This is a genomic window from Pseudomonas sp. Irchel 3A18 (assembly GCF_900187465.1).
Taxonomy (GTDB): Bacteria; Pseudomonadota; Gammaproteobacteria; order Pseudomonadales; family Pseudomonadaceae; genus Aquipseudomonas; species Aquipseudomonas cichorii.
Map to the genome: position 1 here is coordinate 1 of NZ_FYDI01000014.1, position 25,750 is coordinate 25,750.

The window sequence follows — 25,750 nt, forward strand, 5'->3', positions numbered from 1 at the left end:
AGTTGCTGCAAGAGGAAATACGCGCCTTCTTCAAGTCCGGCCTGGACGTCGCCAAGGACTGGCACACCCGCGCCAAGGCCTGGAGCGAACGCTTGGGTGGCCTGGGTGCCGGGATCACCTGGGGCGTTATCCTGCTCAACTTCATCAACACCGCATTCCTCTATGAAGACCTGACCCGCGATGGCGACTTCAGCGGCAAGGATATCGTCAAGGTCGGTTACAGCCTGGGGTACAGCTTCAATCTGTTGATGGCCGTGTTTGTTGAAGCGCCGTGGGCGGTGATTCGGGAGGCGAAGCCGGTGCTGATTGACGGCAAGAGCATAGGCATTCTGGATCGCTCTTCCGCCTACTGGAAAACTCAGGGAAACAACGCTTGGGGAGATGCGATTCGCGGGTTCAGGGTCACGATGGTGGCGTTGGGGGCATTTGCGGTGGTGGCGACAGTGTTGGAGTTTGTGGATCTGTTCGACGATCACGACAGCGCTAAAACACCCGAAGAAAAGACAGCAATAGTGATTAAAGCACTTGCTGTGATCGGTATGGGGGTTGGTGGCGTTTTACACTTGTTAGTGGGTTTGAATGTATCCAAAAGCTTGGCGTTTTTTGTAATGAACCCATGGTTTGTGGTGGGGCTTTTTGTCGTGGGTGCAATTTATTTACTCGCGTGCCTGGCCTTGAACTATTTCAAGAAAGACGGCATTGGTTGGTGGTTGAAAAAGTGCTGCTGGTCACGCTCCATAGAATTCCGTCACGCAGATAATCCAGAAGGGCGTATCGAGGAAAAACGCTCTCTATTGGAGATCCAGCTAAGCCCTCAAGTGTTTGTCAAAAGCACGGTTATTTATGAACAGCGTTATCTGGGCAAAGGCGACTACATGGAAGTGGCCGTGCCCAATGGCGCATGGATCCAGATTCAACTCCCCAATGCCGTACGCGGAAAGTGCATTCAACTCAACGTTATCAGTAGCAAACGCCCTCTGGGTATTCTGCCTGTCGCCAAGATCGAATCCTCTATAAAGACCCTCTTTGAAGAGCGCGGACAGTACACGCATATTAGAAAATTCACAAAAGTCAGCAACGAGCCTCCACCCTTAGGCCCACCAGAACTGCATTTTCCGATCATGCCCGAGAACGAGGATGTTGTCTGGCAGGTCTGGGTACCGCTTGACAAGAGTGCTGACTATATCGAACTGCAGATAAGGTACCCCAGTGATGTGATCAGTCCTGGAAAAGAGGAGCGAGGTTACCTTTATCAGATAGAGCTCGACAAGAAGGGGAATGGCACAGCAGATGGATTAACCACACCCCGTCTTTTGGTGAGTGCTGAGCACCGCGCCCAATCCCTGACACTTGCAACCCCGGAATAAGTAGGCGATATGCACAACGAGAAAAAAGCTTCGCTCAGTGACGAGTCTCTGAATGATACCGAACAACAAAATGCTGCTTATCATTTTGATGGGTTGGAAGGCTGCGAAAAAATATTTGACTGGTCCATAAAGACTATGAATGGCACTCCAAAAGATATAATGAAAGGCCAGGTGCTTATTTTTCTGGTAAGTACGGTATGGATTTTATTTGTTACGTGGCTGGCATGGGGGAGAGTCGAAGTTGATGTGTCGGTGATTGTAATTGGTTATGCGGTTTTATATGGTTATGTGTTTTTTCTGATCCGTGTTTTCAGGCAAAAAACCATATTCAACTACAGTGTCACCTCACAAAAAGCACTGCTTGAATATTACGACTACTACCCAAGCTTCGCAGGCCCGCTCTTCAAAGGCATCGCCATTTTCACCATTCTGCTATTTCTCGGCGTGGCCCTCGTCACCGGCTCCCTGCTATTTCTGATCGGCCCAGCCGCCATTTCAATCGGGGCCGCACGCTCTTTGCTGAATTGGGAGAATAAAATCAATAACGAACAGAGCTTGCCCTGGAACGAGTACAACTTTGTCACGGTGGATCGCAAACGCTCCATGATCATCACGCACCGAACAGACATCACGGTGGGGTTTGAATTTCGCTTTCCCGACAAAGAGTTATTCGAGCAATTCCTGCAATTTCTGCACTCTGTTCTGCCACCCTCAGCCGAGTTCATGGAGAAAGACTGGGAGTGGTGAAAAGCCGGTGCTTGATGCAACGAGCTACTTGTAGGAGGCAGCTTGCTGGCGAAAAAGGCCTGAAAATCGGCAGATATTCTGCGCCTGTATGCTGAAGTCGCTAGGCTGCCTCCCACAAAGTGAACTATGACCTTAACTGATCGGCACTAGCCTTACAGGGCGCGTTCGTTAGCTTCGCGCTGTTCGCAGGTCATGAAGCCTTTGTGGTTCACACGGCCATCGCCGTTGAAGCTCACGTGATAGACCTGCTTGTGGCCTTCCTTGAACAACACGTAGTTATTGCAGGTTCCCGGGTTCACCTTGCGCTCGAAGGTGGACGATGGCTCGCCGCCAATTGTCAGGACTTGTTGTCGGGTCATGCCGTTTTCGACCTGCTTGACCAGCGGTTCGTCGCGATAGGTCACGAAGTCCACCGGATTCTGCACGGTAGTGGTGCCACAACCCGCCAATGTCCCCAATACACAGGTAGCCGCCAGGATTTTCTTGTACATCGTTGTCTCTCCGCATGATAGAGCCGTTCTTGGCCCGATGGAGGTTGGAGCCGGGAAGGTGCGCGAGAGTTCGATAATTGATGGCTATAGGGCAGTACGTGTGTTTGTCATATATATCTGTCTTGCTCCCAAACACCGCTAAGGTTCTAGCTATTGGCTAACGTGGGAGAGGCATATATGGCGCAAGAACAAGCTACACGATATCCGTTGCTGCTCGTGCCCGGGTTGTTGGGGTTTGTGCGTTTACTGGTCTATCCCTACTGGTTCGGCATCATCAAGGCGCTGGAACGTGGTGGCGCGACGGTGATTCCAGTGATGGTTTCCGGGGTCAACTCCACCGAGATACGGGGAGAGCAGTTGCTCAAGGTCGTCGAGAAGACCCTCCGCGAAACCGGTGTGTCCAAGGTCAACCTGATCGGCCATAGCCAGGGCGCGCTGACTGTTCGTTATGTCGCCGCCAAGCGTCCGGACCTGGTGGCTTCGGTGACCTCCGTGGCCGGTCCCAATCATGGTTCCGAACTGGCGGATTATCTGGAGCGTACTTTCCCGGTAGGCAGTGCGGGTGGGCGTGTGGTGAATGCGGTGATCGGTTTGCTGTCCTGGACAATCACGGTGTTTGAAACCGGGTATCGCGGGCCGAAGCTGCCGATGAATATCTCGGCTTCCCACCAGTCCCTGACCACGACCGGGGTGGCACTGTTCAACCGGCAGTACCCTCAGGGGCTGCCGCATACCTGGGGCGGGCAGGGTGAGGAACTGGTCAATGGGGTGCGTTACTACTCCTGGTCCGGGATCCTGCAGCCGGGCGTTACCAATCGTGGGCGCAACATGATCGACGGGACCAACGTCACCTGCCGGATCTTCGCTCGCACCTTCGTCAAGGAAAAGGGCCAGTGCGACGGTATGGTCGGGCGTTTCAGCTCACACCTGGGCACCGTGATCGGTGATGACTTTCCCCTCGACCACTTCGATATCGTCAACCAGACTTTCGGCCTTGTGGGCAAGGGTGCGAACCCTGTAAAGCTCTTCCTTGACCACGCCGCACGCCTGAAAGCCGCCGGCCTTTAGGTCGTCTGCCGCAGCGGGGTCTTCCAGCGTTCTGCCAGGATGACTCCGCACAGGGTCAAGGCTCCGCCGGCCAGGTGATAGAGCGCCAGTCGTTCGCCCAGAAAGGCGGCCGCGATCAGCGCGGTAGCAATGGGCATGAGGTTGAAGAACAGCGTCGTGCGGCTGGGCCCCAGCCGCATGATGGACGTCATCCACAACCAGGGCGCGAGCATCGAGGTCGGAATGGCCGCATACAGAACCATGGGAATATTGCTCATGTTCAGGCCTGTTCTGGGCGAGAGAATGAACAGCGGAAACAGCACAATGATTGCCACCAGAATCTGCAGGTATAGCAACTGCAAGGGCGGCAGGCACAGTTGCCATTTTTTCAGCAGGGTGCTGTAGACGGCGTAGGCAGCCGCCGCGACCAGAACCATCGCATCCCCGCGATTGATGCCCTGTTCCACGAGTGCGCTCAGGTTGCCAGCCGAGACCACCACGACTACGCCTGCAAAAGACAGTACGGCCCCGAGCAGGGCGCCGAAAGTCAGGCGATTGCCCAGGCAGGCGATGGAAAGCCCCAGCGCCATCATCGGCACCAGGGATTGAATGATCCCCATGTTGGTGGCCGTGGTCATGCCGGCGGCGAAATACGCCAGGCTCTGGTACACCGCCATGCCCAGCACGCCCAGAATGATGATTTTGCCTAGCACCGGTTTGATGAGCGCCCGGTTCTTCCACACGGGCCTCAGCATGAAGGGCGTAAACAGCAGGCCCGCCAGCAACCAGCGATAGAAACCGATTTCGGAAGGGAAGATCACCAGCGATGAAGCCTTGGTAATCACGGTGTTGGCTGCCCAGATCAGGATGGTCAGCAGAGGAAAGGCGTATTGCATGGGATAACCGATAAAAAACCTGAGGGGATTATCCACCCGATGGGGCCTCTTGGCTCGACATACATCGCAACATCTTTGACTACACTCTTTTGAGGCTGCGCTGATCGGCACGGTCGTTATGGAGAGTTGACCTGATGAAGACGCTCGGTATTTCTTTGTTGCTCGTTGGTCTGATGGTATCCGCCCAAGGTTTTGCCGCCACGGAGCAGCAGAACAAAATGACTTCCTGCAATGCTGACGCCAGTGCCAAATCGCTCAAGGGCGATGAGCGCAAGGCATTCATGAGTACCTGCCTGAAAGCTGCACCGGCTCCGGCGCAAACCCAGCAGGAAAAAATGAAGACCTGCAACGCGACAGCCACCACCCAGGCCCTCAAGGGCGATGCCCGCAAGAGCTTCATGAGCGATTGTCTCAAGAAGAAATAATTTTCCGGCGAGGGACGCATCCGTCCGAATGCCGGTTCAGGTGCGGGAAACAAAGCCCTCTGGCCTGATTCCCGCCGCAGCGCTTCAGCCAAGGGGCGCGCTATTGCTGTTCAGGCCTTCGGATCACTGGTCCTCGGCTCTGAACGCTGGCAGACTGCCGTCTTCTTTGTGCCGCCCGTTGAGACTTTATGCCAACGTTTTCTGCGCGTCAGGTGTTGTTAGCCAGCTGGATTCTGGTCTTTGGCGGTTTGCTGCTGATCCTGCCTTTCAAGCTTCTGCCAAGTCTGCTGGCCGGTCTGCTGGTCTACGAACTGGTCAACATGCTGACCCCCAGGCTGCAACGCCTTATTTCCGGCGAGCGTGCCCGCTGGCTGGCCGTGGCCTTGCTGGGGACCATCATTGTCAGTCTGCTGACGCTGATTTTCGCCGGCGCCATCAGTTTTGTGCTGCATGAAGCCGAGAACCCCGGCGCGTCACTGGACAAGTTCATGGTTCTGGTGGACCGCGCCCGTGGGCAGTTACCGCCTTTCATTGATGCCTACCTGCCGGCCAGTGCAGCCGAGTTTCAGGTGTCTCTGGGTCAATGGCTGCAAAAGCATATTGGTGAGTTGCAGATGATCGGCAAGGGCGCGGCCCACATGTTCGTGACCATGCTGATCGGCATGGTGCTGGGTGCGATCATCGCCTTGCAGCGAATCTCGGACGTTCACACCCGCAAGCCGCTGGCCGCTGCGCTGTTTGACCGACTTAGCCTGCTGAGCCGTGCGTTTCGCAACATCGTCTTTGCCCAGATCAAGATCTCGCTGCTCAACACCGCCTTTACCTCAGTGTTCCTGGCGATTGTCCTGCCGTTGTGGGGCATTCACCTGCCGCTGACCAAGACCCTGATCATCATGACCTTCCTGCTCGGCCTGCTGCCGGTGGTGGGTAACTTGATGTCCAACACCCTGATCTTCATCGTCGGCATGTCGGTGTCGATCTGGGTGGCCTTCGCGGCGCTGACCTACCTGATCGTGATCCACAAGGTGGAATACTTCCTCAATGCGCGGATCGTCGGCGGGCAGATCAATGCCAAGTCCTGGGAATTGCTGCTGGCCATGCTCCTGTTTGAAGCAGCCTTCGGCCTGCCGGGTGTGGTGGCAGGGCCGATTTATTATGCGTATCTCAAGAGCGAGCTACAGAAGGAAGGGTTGGTGTAGGAGCGGAAGTTTCAAGCTGCAAGTAAAAGCCAAGCGCACCGCCCGCTTTTTCTTGCCGCTTGAAGCTTAAAACTTGCAGCTCCCTTACCCATACCTCTTCTTGGCCTCAATCGCCAACCCACTCCCAATACTCCCAAAGATATTGCCTTCCACATGGCGGGCATTCGGGAGCATGGCTGACACGCTGTTGCGCAGGGCCGGAATGCCGCTTGAACCCCCGGTGAAGAACACCGTGTTCACTTGCTCGACACCCACGCCAGCATCGCTCAACAGGTTGCGCACGCTGTCACGCACACGTTCAAGCTGCGCGTCGATGGCTGATTCAAACATCGCACGACTCAAGTCCACGCTCAGGCCGCTTTCGATGCGGTCCATGGGAACATGGCGGGTTTCGGCGTGGGTCAGCTGGATCTTGGTTTCTTCGACTTCCATTGCCAGCCAGTGCCCGGCGCGCTGTTCGATCAGTTTGAACAGGCGGTCGATACCGCCGGTATCTTCGATGTCGTAGCGCATGCTGCCCAGCGCCAACTGGGATTTCTGCGAGTACACGGCGTTGATGGTGTGCCAGGTCGCCAGGTTCATGTGATGGCTGGTAGGCATGTAGGCACCGCTTTTCATGCGGCTGCCATAACCGAACAGCGGCATCACGCCTTGCAGGCTCAATTGCTTGTCGAAGTCGGTACCGCCGATATGCACGCCGCCCGTGGCCAGGATGTCTTCGTGGCGATCGTTGTGGGTGCGGCGTTCCGGTGACAGGCGCACCAGAGAGAAGTCTGAGGTACCACCGCCGATATCGACGATCAGTACCAGTTCTTCGCTGTTGATGCCGGATTCATAGTCGAAGGCGGCAGCAATCGGCTCGTACTGGAAGGACACGTCCTTGAAGCCGATCTTGCGGGCGACTTCGGCCAGGGTGTCTTCGGCTTCCTGATCGGCTTGGGCGTCGTCATCGACGAAATGCACCGGACGACCCAGCACAACCTGCTCGAACTCCCTACCAGCGGTGCGTTCTGCACGCTTTTTCAGCTCGCCGATGAACAGCCCCAGCAAATCCTTGAATGGCATGGCCGTGCCCAGCACGCTGGTGTCATGCTTGATCAGCTTGGAACCCAGCAGGCTCTTGAGCGAGCGCATCAGGCGGCCTTCGTAGCCTTCCAGATACTCGTGCAGCGCCAGACGGCCATACACCGGGCGACGTTCTTCCATATTGAAGAACACCACCGAAGGCAGGGTGATCTTGTCGTCCTCCAGCGCAATCAACGCTTCCACGCCAGGTCTTTGCCAGCCGACAGTGGAATTGGACGTGCCGAAATCGATGCCGCAGGCACGGGCCGGGGATTGGTCATTCATGTCTTTTACGTTCCAGTCAAAAAACGGCCGCGCAGTGTATGCGAGTACATCGTGAATGCGTAGTGTTCTTGGGCGAATGGAGTTGCGGCATTTTCCGTGACATGATCCGCCGCCGCTCTGCGCGCCCATGCTCTCGTTTTCAATAAGGAAGTTGAATGTCCGTGCTCAAGGGATCCCTGCCGTTCTATATCGTTGTCGGCCTGGTACAAGCCGTCATCATGGTAGTTGCCTGGAAACACGATAAGACGGCTGTCTTTGTGGCGGCCCTGGTTTTCGGGGTCAATCTGCAATTGCTGGGTAGCAACTTCAGGCAGCGTGGTGCATGGGTCCTGGCCGGCCTGTTGGCGCTGTTACTGGCCATGGTGACTGAATGGGCCTTGCAAAGGGCGCTGAGGTCCTGGGATGAGAACTGGATATTCTGCTCAGTCATCGTGGGTTACATCTGCTCTGCTTTCATCCAGAGCTGGCCATCGGGCAACCGGTTGCATCTGCTTTATCGGTCATTGTTCCAGCATGCCTGGAACGATGGTCTTATCGTATTGCTTGCCCTGCTGCTGGCAGGGCTGTTCTGGTCGTTGTTGCAGTTATGCGCCAGCCTGTTTCACATGATTGGCATCGAAGTGTTCAAAGAGGTCATCAAAACCCGGAATTTCAACATTGTCAGCCTGTGTATGGTGTTTTCACTGGGCATACGCATAGGCCGCCAGAACGACAAAGTCATCGGCATGCTGCGTGGCATTCTGTTGAGTCTGTGCCGTTTTCTGGCACCGCTGACAGCGTTTATCGTGGTCTTGTTCACTCTGACCTTGCCGTTCACCGGCCTGGAGTCGATTTGGAATACTGGTCGTGCCACCACGATATTGCTCTGTCTGGTGGCTGCGAATGTATTTCTGGTCAACGGCGTGTTTCAGGATGGTAGTCAGTCACACGATTACCCACAGGGGCTCAAGTGGCTGATCAATGCCAGCCTGCTGCTATTGCCGGTGCTGGCAGCTTTGGCGTGTTATTCGATTTGGTTGCGTATCGAGCAATACGGACTTTCTCCATCGCGGGTCATCGGCCTGCTGCTTGTGGTGATTGCTGCTCTATACAGTCTGGCAGCGTTTATAGCGGTGTTGAGGTCAGGGGATGTCTGGCTCGGCAATCTGCGGTTCACCAATCCCTGGTTGGCTCTGCTGGCTTGCGTGATGACGGTCACGATTCATACCCCTTGGTGGAACCCGGAAGAGTTGAGCGCTCGCAATCAGATACAGCGCCTTATGGACGGGACGACACCGCCTGCCTTGTTTGATGCCGATCATCTGCTCAACTGGCTGGGTAAACCGGGGCTCAGGGCATTCGACCGCTTGAAGGCTGATCTTGATCATCTCCCGCAGAATATGGATGCCAATGCCCGTGAAGTGCTCAAGTTAAGGGTATATGACGCATGGGCCCGTTCTCAGGGACGCTACAGAGCCTTTTCCGTACCTGAGCAAAATCTGGTATGGATCGGGGAGCGTGTTGATGGTTACGAACAGTTCACCGACTCCAGATTGGGGAGCCGCAACTGCAACCGGGTGCAATGCACTATGTGGGTTGTCGATCTGGACAGTGACGGGCAGAACGAGGTGGTGCAACTGGTTTCCACTGATGTGTGGATGTCTTTCTTCAAGCGGGATACAGACGGACAGTGGAAAGAGGTCGGAAGAATGCATGGCCCGTTTCACAAAGGTAAAGACCTGGCCGATCTGATTCGTGCGGGCAAAGCCAGGCTTGTTGAGCCACGTTATCGAACTTTGGACATAGACGGATTGTTATATACCCCCGTAGAAAATCGATAGTAAGGGGAAAGCCGATCAGTCAAAGTCATACACCACTTTGTGAAAGGCAGTTTGCTGGCGACCTCAGCGTACAGACGCAGAATATCTTCCGGTTTCAGGTCTTTTCGCCAGCAAGCTGCCTCCCACAGGTGTTGTTTGTGCCTTGACTGATCGGTATTAGTCAGTAAAGGCATCAATAGACTGTTGCGTTGTCATCTATTGCGACCGTTTGCGGATACACTCTGCGGCTTGAGTTTTCCAGACGCCACCCCAAGACAGGACAGTCAGAGACGTCGGGTGCGTCTGGATATATTGGGATGGGTGATCGTTAGATGGATTTCAAAGATTATTACAAGATTCTCGGCGTCGAGCCGACGGTCGATGACAAGGCGCTCAAGGCGGCCTATCGCAAGCTGGCGCGCAAGTATCATCCGGATGTCAGCAGAGAGGCTGGCGCGGAAGACAAGTTCAAGGAGGCTTCGGAGGCTTATGAAGTCCTGAGCAGCCCGGAAAAGCGCGCCGAATATGACGAGTTGCGCAAGTACGGACGTCAGGGCCGGCCTTTCCAGCCGCCTCCCGGCTGGCAGAGCCGTGCAGGCGCGGGCGGCGGTGGTTTTGGTGGCGATACCACGGACTTCTCCGAGTTCTTCAGTTCGATCTTCGGCGGTCGTGCCCAGCAGCAGGGTGGCCGTTCGCGTAACCAGGGGCGCAAGGGGCAGGACGTGGAGATGGAGCTTGCGATCTTCCTGGAAGAAACCCTGTCGGGCGAATCCAAGCAGGTCAGCTTCAAGGTTCCTCAGCACAGCCCCAACGGGCAGCGCATGGCGGATATCACCAAGACCCTGAACGTGAAGATTCCTGCCGGAGTCGTGGATGGCGAGCGTATCCGCCTCAAGGGCCAGGGCGCGCCGGGTGTTGCAGGTGGCGAGAACGGTGATCTTTACCTGATCATCCGTCTGGCACCGCATCCGATGTTCGAGGTGGAGAACCATGACCTGATCATTACCGTGCCGCTGGCTCCATGGGAAGCGGCGCTGGGTGCCAAGGTCGCGGTGCCGACCCTGACCGGCAAGATCAACCTGACCATCCGGCCGGAAAGTCAGAACGGTCAGCGCCTGCGCATCAAGGGCAATGGCCTGCTGGACAAGAAAGGCGAGCGTGGCGATCTGTACGCTCAGCTCAAGATTGTCATGCCCCGCACGGTCGACGAGGCCACCAAGGCGCTCTGGCAGAAACTGGCCGACAAGGCTGCCTTCGATCCACGGAGTCAGTGGGGTAATTGAGTCGTCTGTCAGGTGGTCGATGAACGGCCACCTGAATGTTCAGACGCCGCGTGGCAAGACCACGGTAAAGGTGGTTCCCTCACCGATGTTCGAGGTCACGGTGATGCTGCCCGCATGAGCGTTCACCACTTCCTTGACGATGAACAGTCCCAGACCGAGGCTGGTCGAGGGCTGCCGGGTGTCCGAGTCATGATTCACGCTGCGCACCATCGGATCGAAAATCGTGCCGATGGCCTCTTCGGCAATGGGCTCGCCGTCGTTGTGGACGATCAGTTCCACGCTGTTTTCCCAGCCAGTGACCTTGACGGTGACTTCGTGGTTTGCGGTTCCGTGCTGCAGTGCATTGCCGATCAGGTTCTGCAGCAGTTGACCGATTCTTGAGCTGTCCCATTCGCCTCGGGTATTACCCTCGATTTTCAGATGCGGTGTGCTGGTCGGCTGCCCGGCACAGGCTTCTTCGATGGCTTCACGGCAGGCGGCTGCCAGATCCATGGGTTTGCGCTCGACCGGCAGACTGGCACCCAGGCGGCTGCGTACGAACTCCAGCAAATCTCCGACCATGACGCCCATGTGGCGTGTACTGCTCTTGATCTGGGAAATATAGGCGAGCGTCTTTTCATCCTGCTGTTCTTTGCGCATCAGCATTTCCGTGGACATGCTGACGGCCTGCAACGGTGCCCGCAGGTCATGACCGAGAATGGCCAGAAACATGTCCCGGGAACGGGTGACCTGTTCGACGTAGGCTGCCGTGGATTCAGCCAGGGCTTCGTCGATGACTTCGTTGAAACGGATCATGTCCTCGAACGCGGTCGGCTCCGGTGCGCTCAGGCTTTCGCTCCACAGCCGGATGACACTGGCGCGCAAGTGGCGAAACTCGGAGGTCATCTGCACCAGGTCGAAGCCTACGGTGTGCCGCAGTTCACCATGGCTGGCGGCTGCTTCATCGAGGTTCAGCGCGGACTTGGGAGCCTTGATGGCTTGGGCGCGTTTGCTCAGGACCGCTTCCATGTCTCTGGCGGCCGCCAGCAGAATCGACTTGGCATGGTCGCGCAGTTCGACACGATTCATGGTGTCGGCCGCCGGTTTCAGCGTCTTGGCGAAGTCTTCCCATTCATCGACGATGCTATCTACATGAGCGACGATGAATTCAGATAGTCGCATTGTCGGTTACCTTGCTTCAGGGGTAATGAGGGGGTGCCGGGCATATTACCGTTTTTGCCTTGTCCGACAAACAGCCGTCTGACGCCTTTGAAGAGGCGGATACTGTCATTTCTGACAGGTAGACGAGGTGTGAGGGCAGTTATAGGTTACTCGCTAGCGATGAAGACGTTTTGTGAATGAGGTATCGCGTACATCCCGCTCCTGTAGATCAAATAGGAGAAATTGAATCATGAGCGTTATGAATGTTGATGATGACAGCTTTCAGGATCAGATATTTACCACGGACAGGCTCGTATTGGCCGAATTCAGTGCGTCGGGCAGTAGTGACAGCGCCCTGACCAGCCGGATCATCGATGACCTCGCGACAGCGTTCGATGATCAGGTATTGATCCTTCGGGTGGATACAGGCAGTAATGAAGCGACTGTCGAGAACTTCGCCGTAGACAGCGTGCCCACGGTCATTTTTTTCAGGAACGGTGCTGAGGTGTCGAGAATGAGCGGCGTTCACGAGCAGGACGATTACGAACAGGAAATCGAGAGGCTCCTGGAAGACTGAAAACCAAAAGGGCCTTCCTGAAGGAAGGCCCTTGCAGGATCAGAACAGGAAGTATCGCTGCGCCATGGGCAGTACATCCGCCGGTTCACACCATAGCAACACACCATCGGCCTTGACCTGATAGGTCTGCGGATCGACATCGATGTCGGGCAGGTAGTCGTTGTGAATCAGGTCTTTCTTCTGCACGCTGCGGCAGCCCTTGACCACACCGATCTGTTTCTTCAAGCCCAGGGTTTCCGGCACGCCTGCGTCGAACGCTGCCTGGCTGATGAAGGTCAGGCTGGTGGCATGCAATGAGCTGCCATAGCTGGCGAACATCGGGCGGTAATGCACCGGTTGTGGCGTCGGGATCGAGGCGTTGGCGTCTCCCATCAGGCTGGCCGCAATGGCACCGCCCTTGAGAATCAGGGTGGGTTTCACGCCGAAGAACGCTGGACGCCACAACACCAGATCCGCCCACTTGCCCACTTCGATGGAGCCCACTTCATGGCTGATGCCGTGGGTGATCGCCGGGTTGATGGTGTATTTGGCGATGTAGCGTTTGGCGCGGAAGTTGTCGTTGCCTGGACCGTCCCCAGGCAGCGGGCCGCGCTGCTTCTTCATTTTGTCGGCGGTCTGCCAGGTACGCATGATCACTTCGCCGACACGGCCCATGGCCTGGCTGTCGGAGCTGAGCATCGAGAACGCGCCCAGGTCGTGCAGGATGTCTTCGGCGGCAATGGTTTCCCGGCGGATGCGGCTTTCAGCGAAGGCCACGTCTTCGGCGATGCTGGGGTCCAGGTGATGGCAGACCATCAACATATCCAGGTGCTCGTCGATGGTGTTACGGGTGAATGGCCGGGTCGGGTTGGTGGAGCTGGGCAGGACATTGGGCGAGCCGCAGGCCTTGATGATGTCCGGCGCATGGCCGCCACCGGCACCTTCGGTGTGATAGGTGTGGATGGTGCGGTTCTTGAACGCTGCCAGTGTGGTTTCGACAAAGCCCGATTCGTTGAGCGTGTCGGTGTGGATCGCGACCTGTACATCGTATTCGTCTGCCACGCTCAGGCAGTTGTCGATGGCCGCAGGCGTGGTGCCCCAGTCTTCGTGCAGCTTCAGGCCAATGGCCCCGGCCTTGACTTGTTCGATCAACGGGCCGGGAACGCTGACGTTACCCTTGCCGGTCAGGCCGATGTTCATCGGGAACGAGTCGGCGGCTTTCAGCATGAGTGCCATGTGCCACGGACCTGGGGTGACGGTGGTGGCATTGGTGCCGGTGGCCGGGCCTGTACCGCCGCCAATCATGGTGGTCACGCCACTCATCAGCGCTTCTTCGATCTGCTGCGGGCAGATGAAGTGAATGTGCGTATCGACGCCGCCAGCGGTCAGGATCATGCCTTCACCGGCGATTACCTCGGTCGCCGCGCCCACGGCGATGGTCACGTCCGGCTGGATATCCGGGTTGCCCGCCTTGCCGATGGCCGCGATACGCCCGTCCTTGATCCCGACGTCCGCCTTGACGATCCCCCAGTGATCGATGATCAGGGCATTGGTGATCAGCGTGTCCACGACCTCGGCGGCCAGCAACTGGCCCTGGCCCATACCGTCACGGATGACCTTGCCACCGCCGAATTTCACTTCCTCGCCGTAGGTGGTGAAGTCCTTTTCGACCTCGATCCACAGCTCGGTATCGGCCAGGCGCACCTTGTCGCCAACGGTGGGGCCGAACATGTCGGCGTAGGCTTGTCGGCTTATTTTCATTTATCGGGTCTCGAATTTTGAGCTGCAAGCTTCAAGCTGCGAGCTGCGAGCTTCAAGTAAAAGCGGATTACAAGCGCGGCGGCTGCTGTTTCTTGCAGCTTGTAGCCTGGCGCTTGCAACTGGACCTGGTGCGGACACGTTCTACAGGTCTCCCATAACCCGTCCTGCAAAACCGAAAACCCGCCTCAATCCGGCCAGGTCCACCAGTTCCACTTCTCGCGACTGGCCCGGCTCGAAACGCACGGCGGTGCCGGCCGGGATGTTCAGGCGCATGCCGCGGCTGGCGGCGCGGTCGAAAGTCAGGGCGTCGTTGGTTTCAAAAAAGTGAAAGTGCGAACCGACCTGAATCGGACGGTCGCCGCTATTGGCGACGGTCAGGCTGATGGTGCGGCGTCCGGCATTGAGTTCGATATCGCCGGGCTGAATCTGGTATTGGCCAGGGATCATGTCTGTTGCCCCAAGGTTTTGAAATAAATGGCGGTTGGCATGTAGCGGCCATCCGGTGTGGCGCAGTAATCCGGCAGCTCACCGACACGGGTATAGGCGAGGGCGCGGTAGAAGGCTTCCGCAGGCGAGCCTGCCTCCGTGTCCAGATGCAGCAGGCCGCGTTTGTGCTGGACGGCGGCATGCTCGACGGCCTCCATCAACTGTGTGCCCAGGCCGCGACCTCTGGCTTGTTGCAGTACCATGAGTTTTTGCACTTCAGCGCGATTGAGTCCGTTGGGCTTCTGGCACAGCGACAATTGCGCGCTGGCCAGTACCTGTTCGTCCTGAACCACCACCCACAGCAGCAGGCTGCCACTGGAAATATCGCTCTTCAGGCTGTCGCACCAGGCCAGGGCCTGTTCCGTATTCAGGTCAGCCATGAATCCTACCGACGCTCCGTTGTGCACGGCATCGAGCAGCAGCTCGGCCAGCCCGTGGCGGTAATGCGCAAAACTGTCAGCGTTTACACGACGCAACTGTGCAGGATTCATGAGCAATGCCCTAGTGAGGTTGTGGGGCCTGAGAAGCCGGTGCTGGTGCGCCGGGTGAGAGATCCAGTTGCATGAACGTCAGATCCAGCCAGCGTCCGAACTTGGTGCCGACCTGTGGCATCTGCCCGGTGGTCTTGAAGCCCAGGCGTTCATGCAGGGCGATGGAGGCCGCGTTGCCGCTCTCGATGGCCGCCACCATGATGTGTTTGTCGCAAAGGCGGGCGCGTTCTATCAGCGCGGTCATGAGTTTTGGCCCCAGTCCCTTGCCGCGCTGATCGGCGCGAACGTAGACCGAATGCTCGACCGTATGCCGAAAACCCTCGAAAGGGCGCCAGTCGCCAAATGACGAGTAGCCCAGCACTTCACCCGAATCGTCGACGGCGATCAGGATCGGGTAGGCCTGAACCTTGCGCGCCTCGAACCAGGCCTGACGATTGACCAGGTCCACGGGCTGTTCGTTCCAGATCGCCGTGGTGTTGAGCACCGCGTCGTTGTAGATGGCGAGGATGCCTGGCAGATCGGCGGGCAGTGCATCGCGAATCAGGTCGTTCATAAGTCTCCTGGTTCAGGCAATCGGTTGATGCACGGTCACCAGCTTGGTGCCGTCCGGGAAGGTGGCTTCCACCTGGATCTCGGGGATCATTTCCGGGATGCCTTCCATGACTTGATCGCGACTCAGCAGCGTGGTGCCGTAATGCATCAGATCGGCCACGGTCTGCCCGTCGCGGGCACCTTCCAGCAGTGCCGCCGAGATATAGGCCATGGCTTCCGGGTAGTTGAGTTTCACCCCGCGAGCCAGACGGCGCTCGGCAACCAGGCCTGCGGTGAAAATCAGCAGTTTGTCTTTTTCGCGTGGACTCAGATCCATGGTGTATTCCGTTTCTTGAAGTTCTGGTGTGTGCGAGTCGGGCGGCGCTCCGCTCATTCGCGAAAAAATCACCGCAATCAGGTATTCCAGATTCTGGGCGTTACCGCCTCGCGGCCCAGCAATGCCGGGCGCAGCAGTTTCCATAGTTCGATCAGCCAGGCCCGTGCATGCAGGGCTTCATCCGCCAGACAGCGGGCAACTACCAGACCCGGCAATTGGGTCAGGTCACCGCTGACCGGATTAGGCAGCGAGAGCGAGCGGCAGGCTTCGAGCAGTTCGCTGTTTATTTCTCCGGTAATCAGCAGGGTCGCGAACACCGTCTTGCCGTCCAGGCCGATGGGCGAATCCAGCAAACCATCGCCACCGACAATGCGCTGTCGTTCATGCCATAGCAACTGGCCGTCGCGGCGGATATCCAGATGCGACTGAAAATAACCCTGCTCGAAACGCTCGCTACTGGCTGGACGCCCCAGAGCCACCACATCCCAGTAACACAGCCGGGCATCGCCTTGCAGGTCGATACGGGTAGTCAGTTCGGCACGGGCCTGGCTGAACACGATGGTTTCCTGAGGCAGCCATTCCAGCGTTGCGCCGGGTTCGACGCGCAGCTCCAGTTGCTGATAGGCCGGGCTTGCGGCGCGATACCACTTGGCGGCACCGGGACTGGTCAGTTGCGCCCAGGCCTCTTTGCCGACAGTGGCCGAGATATCCAGCCGGTCCCCGCCTGCAATGCCTCCGGGCGGATGGACGATGATGTGCTGGCAGACTTGCGGACCTTCGGCATACAAATGCTTCTGCACCCGTAGCGGCCCTTTATGGCGTCGCTGGACCGGTCGCGTGCAGTCATCGAAACGTCCATAGCCCAGCTCCAGCTCGGCGTGCCAGCTGGGCGTGAACAGGGCGGTGTGGGCAGGCAGATTCATGGTGTCTTCATTGCTTTGTCGAGTCATGCACCTTAACGGATTGGCGTCTCAAATGGTGACAAGACCACGAACGCCCTCGGCTTCCATGTTCTCGCCGCGACCCTGCTGGACGATCTCGCCACGGGACATCACCAGATACTGGTCCGCCAGCTCGGCTGCGAAATCGTAGAACTGCTCCACCAGCAGAATAGCCATGTCACCACGCTCGGCCAGCTTCTTGATGACGGCGCCGATTTCCTTGATGACCGAGGGCTGAATGCCTTCGGTGGGCTCATCGAGAATCAGCAGGCGAGGGCGACTCGCCAGAGCCCGGCCGATTGCCAGCTGTTGCTGCTGACCACCAGACAGGTCGCCGCCACGGCGATGCTTCATTTGCAGCAGCACCGGGAACAGCTCGTAGATGAAGGCCGGAACCTCTTTGGCTTCGGAGCCCGGGAAACGCGACAGGCCCATCAGCAGGTTTTCCTCCACCGTCAGCCGCCCGAAAATCTCCCGACCCTGAGGCACATAGGCAATCCCTGCATGCACCCGCTGGTGCGGTTTGAAGCCAGTGATGGGCTTGCCTTCCCACTCTACCGAACCCTCTTTGGACGGCAACAGCCCCATCAATACCTTGAGCAACGTAGTCTTGCCGACGCCGTTACGACCCAGCAGACAAGTGACTTCGCCGACTTTCACGTCAAACGACAGACCGCGAAGAATGTGACTGCCGCCGTAGTATTGATGGAGTTTGCTAACGTTCAGCATGTTTGTTCCTCAGAGCTGCAAGCGGCAAGCTAAAAGCCGCAAGAAAAATCAAAAGCAGAAAACGCAGTCTTCAAGCGGAAAGCTACAAGCCCCAAGAAAAATCAAAAGCCAGGCCGCTTTTTCTTGTCGCTTGCAGCTTACAGCGTGTATCTGGGCGCCTCAGCGCCCCAAATACACTTCGATCACTCGTTCATCGGCCTGCACTTCTTCCAGCGACCCTTCAGCCAGAACGCTGCCCTGATGCAGGACGGTCACGTGGTCGGCAATCGAGCCGACGAACCCCATGTCGTGTTCCACCACCATCAGCGAATGCTTGCCTGCCAGGCTCTTGAACAGCTCGGCCGTGAATTCGGTTTCGGCGTCGGTCATGCCGGCCACCGGCTCGTCGAGCAGCAGCAGTTGCGGGTCCTGGACCAGCAGCATGCCGATTTCCAGAAACTGCTTCTGGCCGTGGGACAGCAGACCGGCCGGGCGTTGTGCGGATGCGGTCAGGCGAATGGTTTCCAGCACTTCGTTGATCCGGTCGCGCTGTTCGCCATTGAGTTTTGCGCGCAGTGAAGCCCAGACCGATTTGTCAGTCTTTTGCGCCAGCTCCAGGTTCTCGAACACGCTCAGGGCTTCAAAGACCGTGGGTTTCTGAAACTTGCGGCCGATCCCGGACTGGGCGATCTGCACTTCGCTCATCTGCGTCAGGTCCAGAGTTTCACCGAACCAGGCCTTGCCATGGCTGGGGCGTGTCTTGCCGGTGATTACGTCCATCAGCGTGGTCTTGCCTGCGCCGTTGGGGCCGATGATGCAGCGCAACTCGCCCACGCCGATGTACAGGTTCAAGTCATTGAGGGCCTTGAAGCCGTCGAAGCTGACGCTGATGTCTTCCAGGGTCAGGATCGTGCCGTGCCGGGTATTGAGCCCCTGGCCTGCAACCTGGCCCAGACCGATGGCGTCTCGGCTGGTGCCCGCGTCGGAATTGGGATCGAGGATCGGTTCGAGCATGAAAGCGGGTGTCGGTGTGTTGTTCATGACTCGCTCCTTTTCTTCAGCAGGCCGATCACGCCCTTGGGCAGATACAGCGTCACGATGATGAACAGTGCGCCAAGAAAGAACAGCCAGTATTCAGGGAATGCGACGGTGAACCAGCTCTTCATGCCGTTGACCAGACCGGCGCCCAGCAAGGGGCCGATCAAGGTGCCGCGACCACCCAGCGCTACCCAGACGGCAGCTTCGATGGAGTTGGTCGGTGACATTTCGCTGGGGTTGATGATGCCGACCTGTGGCACATACAAGGCACCGGCCAGACCGCAGAGCACGGCGCTCAGGACCCAGACGAAGAGCTTGAAGCCACGAGGATCGTAGCCACAGAACATCAGGCGGTTTTCTGCGTCGCGCAGCGCGGTCAGCACTCGTCCGAACTTGCTCTGGGCAAGGCGCCAGCCCACATACAGGCTGGCAACCAGCAGCAGAACGGTCAGCAGAAACAGCGTGGCCCGGGTGCCTTGGGAACTGATGCTGAAACCCAGGATGCTGCGGAAGTTGGTGAAGCCGTTGTTGCCGCCAAAACCGGTTTCGTTGCGGAAGAACAGCAGCATGCCAGCGAAGGTCAGGGCCTGGGTCATGATCGAGAAATACACGCCTTTGATCCGCGAGCGGAAGGCGAAAAAGCCGAACACCAGCGCCAGCAGACCCGGCGCCAGCACCACCAGACACATGGCCCAGAGGAAATTGTCGGTGCCTGCCCAATACCAGGGCAGTTCGGTCCACGACAGAAAGGTCATGAACGCTGGCAAGCCATCGCCTGCCGCTTCACGCATCAGGTACATGCCCATGGCATAGCCGCCCAGGGCGAAGAACAGGCCGTGGCCCAGCGACAACAGGCCTGCATAACCCCAGACCAGATCCAGCGCCAGGGCGACGATGGCGTAGCAGAGGATCTTGCCCACCAGCGTCAGGGTATAGGCCGAAACCTGCAGACCGTTATCGGCAGGCAGCAACGACAACAGTGGCATGGCCAGCAGGATGGCCAGAACCAGAATGCCCACGGTCAGCGTGCCTTTTGGCCCGACTTTCTGTGCGGCGGTCACTATCAATGGCTGATTCATCAGTCGATCACCCGTCCTTTCAGTGCGAAGAGACCTTGCGGACGTTTCTGGATAAACAGAATGATCAGCGCCAGGATCAGGATCTTGCCCAATACGGCACCGATTTGCGGTTCAAGAATCTTGTTGGCGATGCCCAGCCCGAAGGCCGCCATCACGCTGCCCGCCAGCTGGCCGACACCGCCAAGCACCACCACCAGGAACGAGTCGATGATATAGCTCTGGCCCAAGTCCGGGCCGACGTTGCCGATCTGACTCAAAGCCACGCCGCCCAGCCCGGCGATACCCGAGCCCAGCCCGAAGGCCATCATGTCGATGCGCCCGGTGGGCACGCCGCAGCAGGCGGCCATATTGCGGTTCTGGGTCACGGCGCGCACGTTCAGGCCCAGGCGGGTCTTGTTCAGCAGCAGCCAGGTCAGTACCACCACGAACAGCGCGAAGGCGATGATCACGATACGGTTGTAAGGCAGCACCAGATTGGGCAGCACCTGAATCCCGCCCGACAGCCATTCAGGGTTGGCAACCTCAACGTTCTGGGCACCGAAAGCCAGACGCACGGCCTGAATCAATATCAGGCTGATACCCCAGGTGGCGAGCAGGGTTTCCAGCGGGCGGCCATACAAATGGCGAATCACGGTGCGTTCCAGCGCCATGCCGATCAGCGCGGTGACGAAAAATGCCACCGGCAAGGCGATCAGCGGGTAGTACTCGATGGCGCCCGGCGCATAGCGCTGGAACATCAACTGCACCACGTAGGTTGAATAGGCACCCAGCATCAGCATTTCGCCGTGGGCCATATTGATCACGCCCAGCAGGCCGAAGGTGATCGCCAGCCCGAGAGCGGCCAGCAACAGAATCGAACCCAGGGACATGCCACTGAATGCCTGCCCCAGCACTTCGCCAATCATCAGCTTGCGCTTGACCTGCGCCAGACTGGTTTCGGCTGCAATGCGCACGGTTGCGTCGGTTTCCACGCCGGGTGCCAGCAGGGTTTCAAGCCGGGTACGGGCCAGCGGGTCGCCGGTTTCACCCAGCAGCCGCACGGCGGCAAGGCGCACCGAAGGGCTGCTGTCGACCAGTTGCAGGTTGGCCAGCGCCAGTGTCAAGGCGTCCTTTACGCCGGAGTCGGTTTCGGCGGCGACCCGTTGGGTCAGCAGTTCAAGCTGAGCGGGACGGGCGCTTTTCTGCAATTGCCGGGCAGCTGCCAGACGCAATTTTGCATCTGCCGCCAGCAATTGATGACTGGCCAGCGCGGTCTCGACCAGACCCCGCAGCCGATTGTTCAGGCGCAGTTTGCGCGGTTCATCAGGGTTTGGTGCATCGGCGGCGGCAGGTGCCTGGGCATCCACGGCCATGTATTGCTCGTTGTTTTCGAGGTAGGCGCGTTTGCTGCTGTCTGCTGCAACACGTCCATCGCGCAAGGCTTCGAGCAGCTCGACCCGCTCGGGCAAAGGTCTGGCTGCCCAGCTTTCAAGCAGGTCGGCCTGTTGCGAAGAGCTGGCAGAAACGAAGTCGCCGGCATCACTGGCGTGTACTGCCAATGGCAGCAGGAACGCGAACGTGAGAATGAGGCGGTACAGGGTCTTGGGCATATCGGTAGCCTGGCAGTCGGCGGTGAGGCATTTCGCGAATGAGTTGCCCCGTAGGAGCGAACTCATTCGCGAAGGTCATGGCTAGGTATTAATTACTCTTCACCGCATGATCCGGCTTCTTGTCGTTGCCAGGGATGTACGGGCTCCATGGCTGGGCACGGATCGGCTCCTTGGTCTGCCAGACCACGTTGAACTGACCGTTATCCTCGACTTCACCGATCATCACCGGCTTGTGCAGGTGGTGGTTGGTCTTGTCCATGGTCAGGGTGAAGCCCGACGGCGCGGCGAAGGTCTGGCCGGCCATGGCTTCGCGAACCTTGTCCACATCGGTGGACTTGGCTTTCTCGACGGCCTGGGCCCACATATGAATGCCCACGTAGGTGGCTTCCATCGGGTCGTTGGTCACGGTCTTGTCGGCGCCCGGCAGGTTTTTCTTGGTGGCGTAGGCTTTCCAGTCAGCCACGAACTTCTTGTTGACCGGGTTTTCCACGGACTGGAAGTAGTTCCAGGCGGCCAGGTGACCGACCAGTGGCTTGGTGTCGATGCCGCGCAGTTCTTCTTCGCCGACCGAGAAGGCAACCACCGGCACGTCGGTGGCCTTCAGGCCCTGGTTGGCCAGTTCCTTGTAGAACGGCACGTTGGAGTCGCCGTTCACGGTTGAGATCACAGCGGTCTTGCCGCCTGCCGAGAATTTTTTGATGTTCGCCACGATGGTCTGGTAATCGGCGTGGCCGAACGGGGTGTAAACCTCTTCGATGTCGCTGTCCTTCACGCCTTTGGAGTGCAGGAATGCGCGCAGAATCTTGTTGGTGGTACGCGGGTAGACATAGTCGGTGCCCAGCAGGAAGAAACGCTTGGCTGCGCCGCCATCTTCACCCATCAGGTACTCGACCGCAGGAATTGCCTGCTGGTTAGGCGCTGCACCGGTGTAGAACACGTTCGGCGACATTTCTTCACCTTCGTACTGCACGGGGTAGAACAGCAGGCCATTGAGTTCTTCAAATACCGGCAATACCGACTTGCGCGATACCGACGTCCAGCAACCGAACACGACAGCGACCTTGTCCTGAGTCAGCAACTGACGGCCCTTTTCCGCGAACAGCGGCCAGTTGGAGGCCGGGTCGACGATGACAGGTTCCAGCATCTTGCCGTTCACGCCACCCTTGGCATTGATTTCGTCGATGGTCATCAGCGCCATGTCCTTGAGCGAAGTCTCGGAAATGGCCATGGTCCCGGAAAGCGAATGCAGAATACCGACCTTGATCGTTTCGGCTGCCTGAACTGTCCAGGTCATACCCATTGCGGCGATTGATGCGGTCAGGGTGAAAGCTTTGATCAGGCTGCGACGCTTCATTGGACGGGCTCCGTTCGGTTGGCTTTTTTTGGGAGGGCGAAGAAATGCCTCAATGCTCCTAAGCAAAGGCTGTGCCCAGCCGGGCAAATGGAGCACATATCCGTTCTAGATGAGTCGTCGGGGAAGCGAGCGCACTGAAGTGGCGCTGAGGGTGGTGCGTCGTGGGTTTTTTGTTCGTTGTTGGTGCGTGGAGTGTTTGCGTCCATGAAAAAGCCGACTCGGGGTCGGCTTTTTCAGAGAATCTGACGAGGCCCGAACCGGTCGGGTGAGGAATTCATCACAAAACCGCCCGCCGGTTTCAGGCTTCGTAGCTGCAATTTAAGCTGCCGCCGAAGATTTAGCAAAGCGGGAAAAAACAATCCGATCGAACGCCCACACCAACAGCAGTGAAATGCCCACCAGCGGGAAGGCTACGGCCAGTGCGGACATGATCACGATTGCCGTTTTCCAGCGTGGCAGATCATGGCGCAAGGGCGGTACACCAAGGCCTCCTGTGGGGCGACGCTTCCACCAGATCACCAGCCCGCTGACCGAGCCGAGCAGAATAATCAGGCACGCCACAAAGATCAGTAGCTGGTTGACCCAGCCGAAGAACTTGCCTTCATGGAGCATCACGCTCATCTCGGTGGCCCTGGAAACCAGGCTGTAATCCTTCCAGCCCACGTCAGCCAGCACCTTGCCGCTGTACTGATCGATATGCAGGGTGGCGTCATTGCGCGGATCGTCCGCGAACACTGCTACTGTGAATACACCTTCGGCGGTCTTGGGCGCGGTAATGCTGTAGCCGGGCTCGACGCCCCGTTCGGTGGCGATATCCACGACCTGCTGTAACGTGACTTTCGGTGCCGCGGGGCCTGCGGACATGCCGTGATGATGCATGTGTTCGGCATGTTCGTCCGTGGACTGTGGCATTGGCGTGTTTTCCAGCGCCCAGGGCACGGTCTGCACGCTGGCGGTATTGAGTTCACCGGCCAGTTGCGTGGATGTGGGCACATTGGTCCACATTGCGGCAGGGAAGGTGTTCCACAGTTCGGCGTATTGCTTGCCCCAGAAACCGGTCCAGGTCATGCCGCTGAGCAGCATGAACAGCAGAATCAGCGAGCCCCAGAAGCCGGTGACCGCATGCAGGTCGCGCCACAACACCCGCCCGCGACTGCTCAGGCGTGGCCACAAGACTCCAGCGGCATTGCTTCCCCGTGGCCACCACAGGTACAGGCCTGATATCACCAGCATGATGCCCCAGCCAGCTGCCAGTTCGATCAGCCGGTCGCCGACTGTGCCGATCATCAGCTCGCCATGCAGAGCGCGTGCGATGGCTTGTAGGTTGTCTTTGGCATCCTGGGTGCCCAGGATCTCGCCGCGGTAAGGGTCGATAAAGACATTCAACTCGCGGCCCTGTTCGCGCACCACAAACTGCGCGCTGCCTTCGGCGCTGACGGGAGGGAAGTATTTGCTGACGGCCGCCTGTGGATAACGGGTCAGCACCCGCTGCTGCAACTCGTCGGCGCTGATCTGGTGATGAGCGGGTTTGACGGTCAGCAGGTCGCTGTACATCAGGTTGTCCAGCTGTGGCTTGAACAGGTAAATGATCCCGGTCAGCGCCAGCAGAATCATGAACGGCGCGACGAATAGCCCGGCATAGAAATGCCAGCGCCAGGCCAGGTTATAGAAGGAGACTTTACGCTGTGACATGAAAAGCGTGCTCACGGTAAAAAGTACAGGACTGAGTCGCACAGGTTTGCGCCAAATCAGTCAGGTTCGCGCAACCTTCCGGGCTGCGGTCGTTATGGGGTCAGGCTGCTGTCGTGGCGGGCGGTGCCCGGCTGCGGGCATGCAGGAAGGCGCTCTGACGCGCATGACCTTGCCGGGTGAGCGCGGCAAAGAAGTCGGAGGGTTTGGGCGGTGCGGCGGCAACCAGTGTCAGCACTTGAGGCAGAGCGGGGCAACCGAACAGCAAAGTGCAGTAGCCGCATTTGGCCCATAAGGCGTGGTCGTCCATGCCTGTATTGGCAGGCTTGGCCTGCTCGCTGCCATGGTGGGCATGGTGCGATTCCATATCCATCGAGGTCGGCGTGGACATGGACATACCGGCGTGATGCTCCATCGGCATCGACTGGGAAACCAGTGGGCCGATAAAGATCATCAACATGGCGAACAGACTCAGCCACGTGCCCCGGACTTTGCGAGGCGTGGATGAGCGAACGCGATCAGTGCGCATGGCGCTCAAGTCAGGCAGTCACTCAATGCGTGTGTTCAGGTTCCTGCTTCTGGATCACGACCTGTACGTCGATATCGCCAGCTTTCTCGAAGTGCAGCGTCATCGGAAAACGCTGGCCCAATGCGAGCATGGACCGGTCTTTGATACCCAGCAACATCACATGATAAGCCATGGGCGCAAAACTGACCTTGGCACCGGCTGGAACGTCGACTGACGGGACCTGGCGCATTTTCATCAGGCCATCTGCCTGCACGTGCTCATGCAATTGTGCTTCACCGGCGATAGGGGTTTTGACGCTGAGCAGGCGGTCGGGGCTGCTGCCCTTGTTCTCGATGATGAAATATGCCGCCACGGTCGGCGCATTCGGTGGCAGCTCCATGGACCACGGGTGGCCGATCAGCAACTGGCCGCCTTTGTATTCGTGGGCATTGGCAAAACACGCAGGCAGCAATAATGCAGCCAGCATGAGGGCTTTCTTGAACATGGGTGATTCTCCGGTCAATTCATTCAGGTGCATCAAGACACGTGCGAAGTGAATGTCAGGTTAGCGGAGAGGCTCGGGGATTGGCGCTTGGCCATTGCTGGCGAGGCGAGGTGTGGATCACAAAAAGGGCAGGCGGGAAGTATTCCGGTCCGGGCCGTGTCTGCGGGCCATGGGTAAAGCCGGAGGGAATGACGACAATCAGCGAACCTGAGCAGCATGCGCAATGCTGCATGCCCGAGTGATCGTCATTGCCGGGAATGCTGTTTGTCGCATCGCCCAGGGAAATCGCCACCAGACGTGTGCCACTGCTGCTACAGAAACTGCCCCACAGCAACTGTTCACCCTGAGTACGAGGCGACAGAGGCATGGCCAGCAGGCTGAACAGCACTGCAAAGCAGGCGATCCAGACCGATGTTGTCCGGCGTTGGGACAT

Annotated in this window: 26 protein-coding genes and 1 pseudogene; 8 read left to right on the forward strand and 19 right to left on the reverse strand. The window is 58.1% G+C overall.

Features of this window, described 5'->3' with window-relative positions; translation table 11 throughout:
• Together CKW23_RS26525 and CKW23_RS21130 are read left to right on the forward strand one after the other, a co-directional pair.
• Nucleotides 1-1,367 (forward strand): annotated as a pseudogene (locus CKW23_RS26525) (hypothetical protein); the annotation flags it as partial.
• 9 nt (nt 1,368-1,376) lie between these two features.
• Nucleotides 1,377-2,114, forward strand: a complete 738-nt coding sequence (locus CKW23_RS21130) for a hypothetical protein (RefSeq protein WP_025262184.1) — start codon at nt 1,377-1,379, stop codon at nt 2,112-2,114.
• A gap of 152 nt (nt 2,115-2,266) precedes the next feature.
• Here the strand turns inward: CKW23_RS21130 and osmE are convergent, their stop codons facing one another.
• Complete coding sequence (osmE, locus tag CKW23_RS21135; protein WP_025262183.1) at nt 2,267-2,605, reverse strand: osmotically-inducible lipoprotein OsmE; 339 nt, start codon at nt 2,603-2,605, stop codon at nt 2,267-2,269.
• A 177-nt stretch (nt 2,606-2,782) separates the two neighbouring features.
• On the opposite strand from osmE, the gene CKW23_RS21140 reads away from it, so the two are divergent.
• The gene (locus CKW23_RS21140) at nt 2,783-3,673 is read left to right on the forward strand and encodes a triacylglycerol lipase (RefSeq protein ID WP_025262182.1); all 891 of its coding nucleotides are present in this window, start codon (nt 2,783-2,785) and stop codon (nt 3,671-3,673) included.
• Here CKW23_RS21140 and CKW23_RS21145 read toward each other — a convergent pair.
• Nucleotides 3,670-4,548, reverse strand: coding sequence for a DMT family transporter (locus CKW23_RS21145; protein WP_025262181.1), 879 nt, complete (start codon nt 4,546-4,548; stop codon nt 3,670-3,672). The two genes, CKW23_RS21140 and CKW23_RS21145, sit on opposite strands and share 4 nt — an antisense overlap.
• 134 nt (nt 4,549-4,682) lie before the next feature.
• On the opposite strand from CKW23_RS21145, the gene CKW23_RS21150 reads away from it, so the two are divergent.
• Nucleotides 4,683-4,973 carry a PsiF family protein gene (locus tag CKW23_RS21150; RefSeq protein ID WP_025262180.1) on the forward strand — a complete coding sequence of 97 codons (291 nt, stop codon included), beginning with the start codon at nt 4,683-4,685 and terminating at the stop codon, nt 4,971-4,973.
• Nucleotides 4,974-5,161: 188 nt separating this feature from the next.
• Complete coding sequence (locus tag CKW23_RS21155) at nt 5,162-6,172, forward strand: AI-2E family transporter (protein ID WP_025262179.1); 1,011 nt, start codon at nt 5,162-5,164, stop codon at nt 6,170-6,172.
• 84 nt (nt 6,173-6,256) lie between these two features.
• Here the strand turns inward: CKW23_RS21155 and CKW23_RS21160 are convergent, their stop codons facing one another.
• Complete coding sequence (locus CKW23_RS21160) at nt 6,257-7,522, reverse strand: Hsp70 family protein (protein WP_025262178.1); 1,266 nt, start codon at nt 7,520-7,522, stop codon at nt 6,257-6,259.
• Nucleotides 7,523-7,677: 155 nt separating this feature from the next.
• Here CKW23_RS21160 and CKW23_RS21165 point away from each other — a divergent pair, with 155 nt between their 5' ends.
• Nucleotides 7,678-9,342 (forward strand): DUF4153 domain-containing protein, encoded by a 1,665-nt coding sequence (locus CKW23_RS21165; protein ID WP_025262177.1) that lies wholly within the window; start codon nt 7,678-7,680, stop codon nt 9,340-9,342.
• 311 nt (nt 9,343-9,653) lie between these two features.
• Nucleotides 9,654-10,604: a curved DNA-binding protein gene (cbpA, locus tag CKW23_RS21170; RefSeq protein ID WP_025262176.1), complete on the forward strand. Its 951-nt coding sequence runs from the start codon at nt 9,654-9,656 to the stop codon at nt 10,602-10,604.
• A 39-nt stretch (nt 10,605-10,643) separates the two neighbouring features.
• Here the strand turns inward: cbpA and CKW23_RS21175 are convergent, their stop codons facing one another.
• Nucleotides 10,644-11,765 carry a sensor histidine kinase KdpD gene (locus tag CKW23_RS21175; RefSeq protein WP_025262175.1) on the reverse strand — a complete coding sequence of 374 codons (1,122 nt, stop codon included), beginning with the start codon at nt 11,763-11,765 and terminating at the stop codon, nt 10,644-10,646.
• A gap of 229 nt (nt 11,766-11,994) precedes the next feature.
• On the opposite strand from CKW23_RS21175, the gene CKW23_RS21180 reads away from it, so the two are divergent.
• On the forward strand, nt 11,995-12,321 hold the full coding sequence (locus CKW23_RS21180; protein ID WP_074569166.1) for a co-chaperone YbbN: 327 nt from the start codon (nt 11,995-11,997) through the stop codon (nt 12,319-12,321).
• 39 nt (nt 12,322-12,360) lie between these two features.
• Here CKW23_RS21180 and ureC read toward each other — a convergent pair whose 3' ends face one another.
• The 15 genes from ureC to CKW23_RS21255 all read right to left on the reverse strand — a co-directional run bounded on the left by ureC (nt 12,361) and on the right by CKW23_RS21255 (nt 25,750).
• The gene (gene ureC / locus CKW23_RS21185) at nt 12,361-14,061 is read right to left on the reverse strand and encodes an urease subunit alpha (protein ID WP_025262173.1); all 1,701 of its coding nucleotides are present in this window, start codon (nt 14,059-14,061) and stop codon (nt 12,361-12,363) included.
• A 141-nt stretch (nt 14,062-14,202) separates the two neighbouring features.
• Entirely contained in the window at nt 14,203-14,508 is a 306-nt protein-coding gene (locus tag CKW23_RS21190) for an urease subunit beta (protein WP_095068296.1), read from the reverse strand.
• On the reverse strand, nt 14,505-15,038 hold the full coding sequence (locus CKW23_RS21195; protein ID WP_025262171.1) for a GNAT family N-acetyltransferase: 534 nt from the start codon (nt 15,036-15,038) through the stop codon (nt 14,505-14,507). Before CKW23_RS21195 ends, CKW23_RS21190 begins: the two co-directional genes overlap by 4 nt.
• 10 nt (nt 15,039-15,048) lie before the next feature.
• Nucleotides 15,049-15,591 carry a GNAT family N-acetyltransferase gene (locus tag CKW23_RS21200; RefSeq protein ID WP_025262170.1) on the reverse strand — a complete coding sequence of 181 codons (543 nt, stop codon included), beginning with the start codon at nt 15,589-15,591 and terminating at the stop codon, nt 15,049-15,051.
• A gap of 12 nt (nt 15,592-15,603) precedes the next feature.
• Complete coding sequence (gene ureA, locus CKW23_RS21205) at nt 15,604-15,906, reverse strand: urease subunit gamma (RefSeq protein WP_025262169.1); 303 nt, start codon at nt 15,904-15,906, stop codon at nt 15,604-15,606.
• Nucleotides 15,907-15,983: 77 nt separating this feature from the next.
• Complete coding sequence (locus CKW23_RS21210; protein WP_025262168.1) at nt 15,984-16,829, reverse strand: urease accessory protein UreD; 846 nt, start codon at nt 16,827-16,829, stop codon at nt 15,984-15,986.
• Between the two features lie 48 nt (nt 16,830-16,877).
• On the reverse strand, nt 16,878-17,576 hold the full coding sequence (gene urtE / locus CKW23_RS21215; RefSeq protein WP_025262167.1) for an urea ABC transporter ATP-binding subunit UrtE: 699 nt from the start codon (nt 17,574-17,576) through the stop codon (nt 16,878-16,880).
• Nucleotides 17,577-17,735: 159 nt separating this feature from the next.
• A complete protein-coding gene (gene urtD, locus CKW23_RS21220) occupies nt 17,736-18,596 on the reverse strand; it encodes an urea ABC transporter ATP-binding protein UrtD (protein ID WP_025262166.1) in 861 nt (286 codons plus the stop codon).
• Entirely contained in the window at nt 18,593-19,672 is a 1,080-nt protein-coding gene (urtC, locus tag CKW23_RS21225) for an urea ABC transporter permease subunit UrtC (protein WP_025262165.1), read from the reverse strand. Before urtC ends, urtD begins: the two co-directional genes overlap by 4 nt.
• The gene (urtB, locus tag CKW23_RS21230; RefSeq protein WP_025262164.1) at nt 19,672-21,261 is read right to left on the reverse strand and encodes an urea ABC transporter permease subunit UrtB; all 1,590 of its coding nucleotides are present in this window, start codon (nt 21,259-21,261) and stop codon (nt 19,672-19,674) included. Before urtB ends, urtC begins: the two co-directional genes overlap by 1 nt.
• 88 nt (nt 21,262-21,349) lie before the next feature.
• Nucleotides 21,350-22,615, reverse strand: a complete 1,266-nt coding sequence (urtA, locus tag CKW23_RS21235) for an urea ABC transporter substrate-binding protein (protein WP_025262163.1) — start codon at nt 22,613-22,615, stop codon at nt 21,350-21,352.
• A gap of 318 nt (nt 22,616-22,933) precedes the next feature.
• Nucleotides 22,934-24,307, reverse strand: a complete 1,374-nt coding sequence (locus CKW23_RS21240; protein ID WP_025262162.1) for a PepSY domain-containing protein — start codon at nt 24,305-24,307, stop codon at nt 22,934-22,936.
• A 100-nt stretch (nt 24,308-24,407) separates the two neighbouring features.
• Nucleotides 24,408-24,842, reverse strand: coding sequence for a DUF2946 domain-containing protein (locus CKW23_RS21245; RefSeq protein ID WP_025262161.1), 435 nt, complete (start codon nt 24,840-24,842; stop codon nt 24,408-24,410).
• A 13-nt stretch (nt 24,843-24,855) separates the two neighbouring features.
• Entirely contained in the window at nt 24,856-25,317 is a 462-nt protein-coding gene (locus CKW23_RS21250) for a copper chaperone PCu(A)C (RefSeq protein WP_095068297.1), read from the reverse strand.
• 55 nt (nt 25,318-25,372) lie between these two features.
• Nucleotides 25,373-25,750, reverse strand: a complete 378-nt coding sequence (locus tag CKW23_RS21255) for a DUF2946 domain-containing protein (RefSeq protein ID WP_025262159.1) — start codon at nt 25,748-25,750, stop codon at nt 25,373-25,375.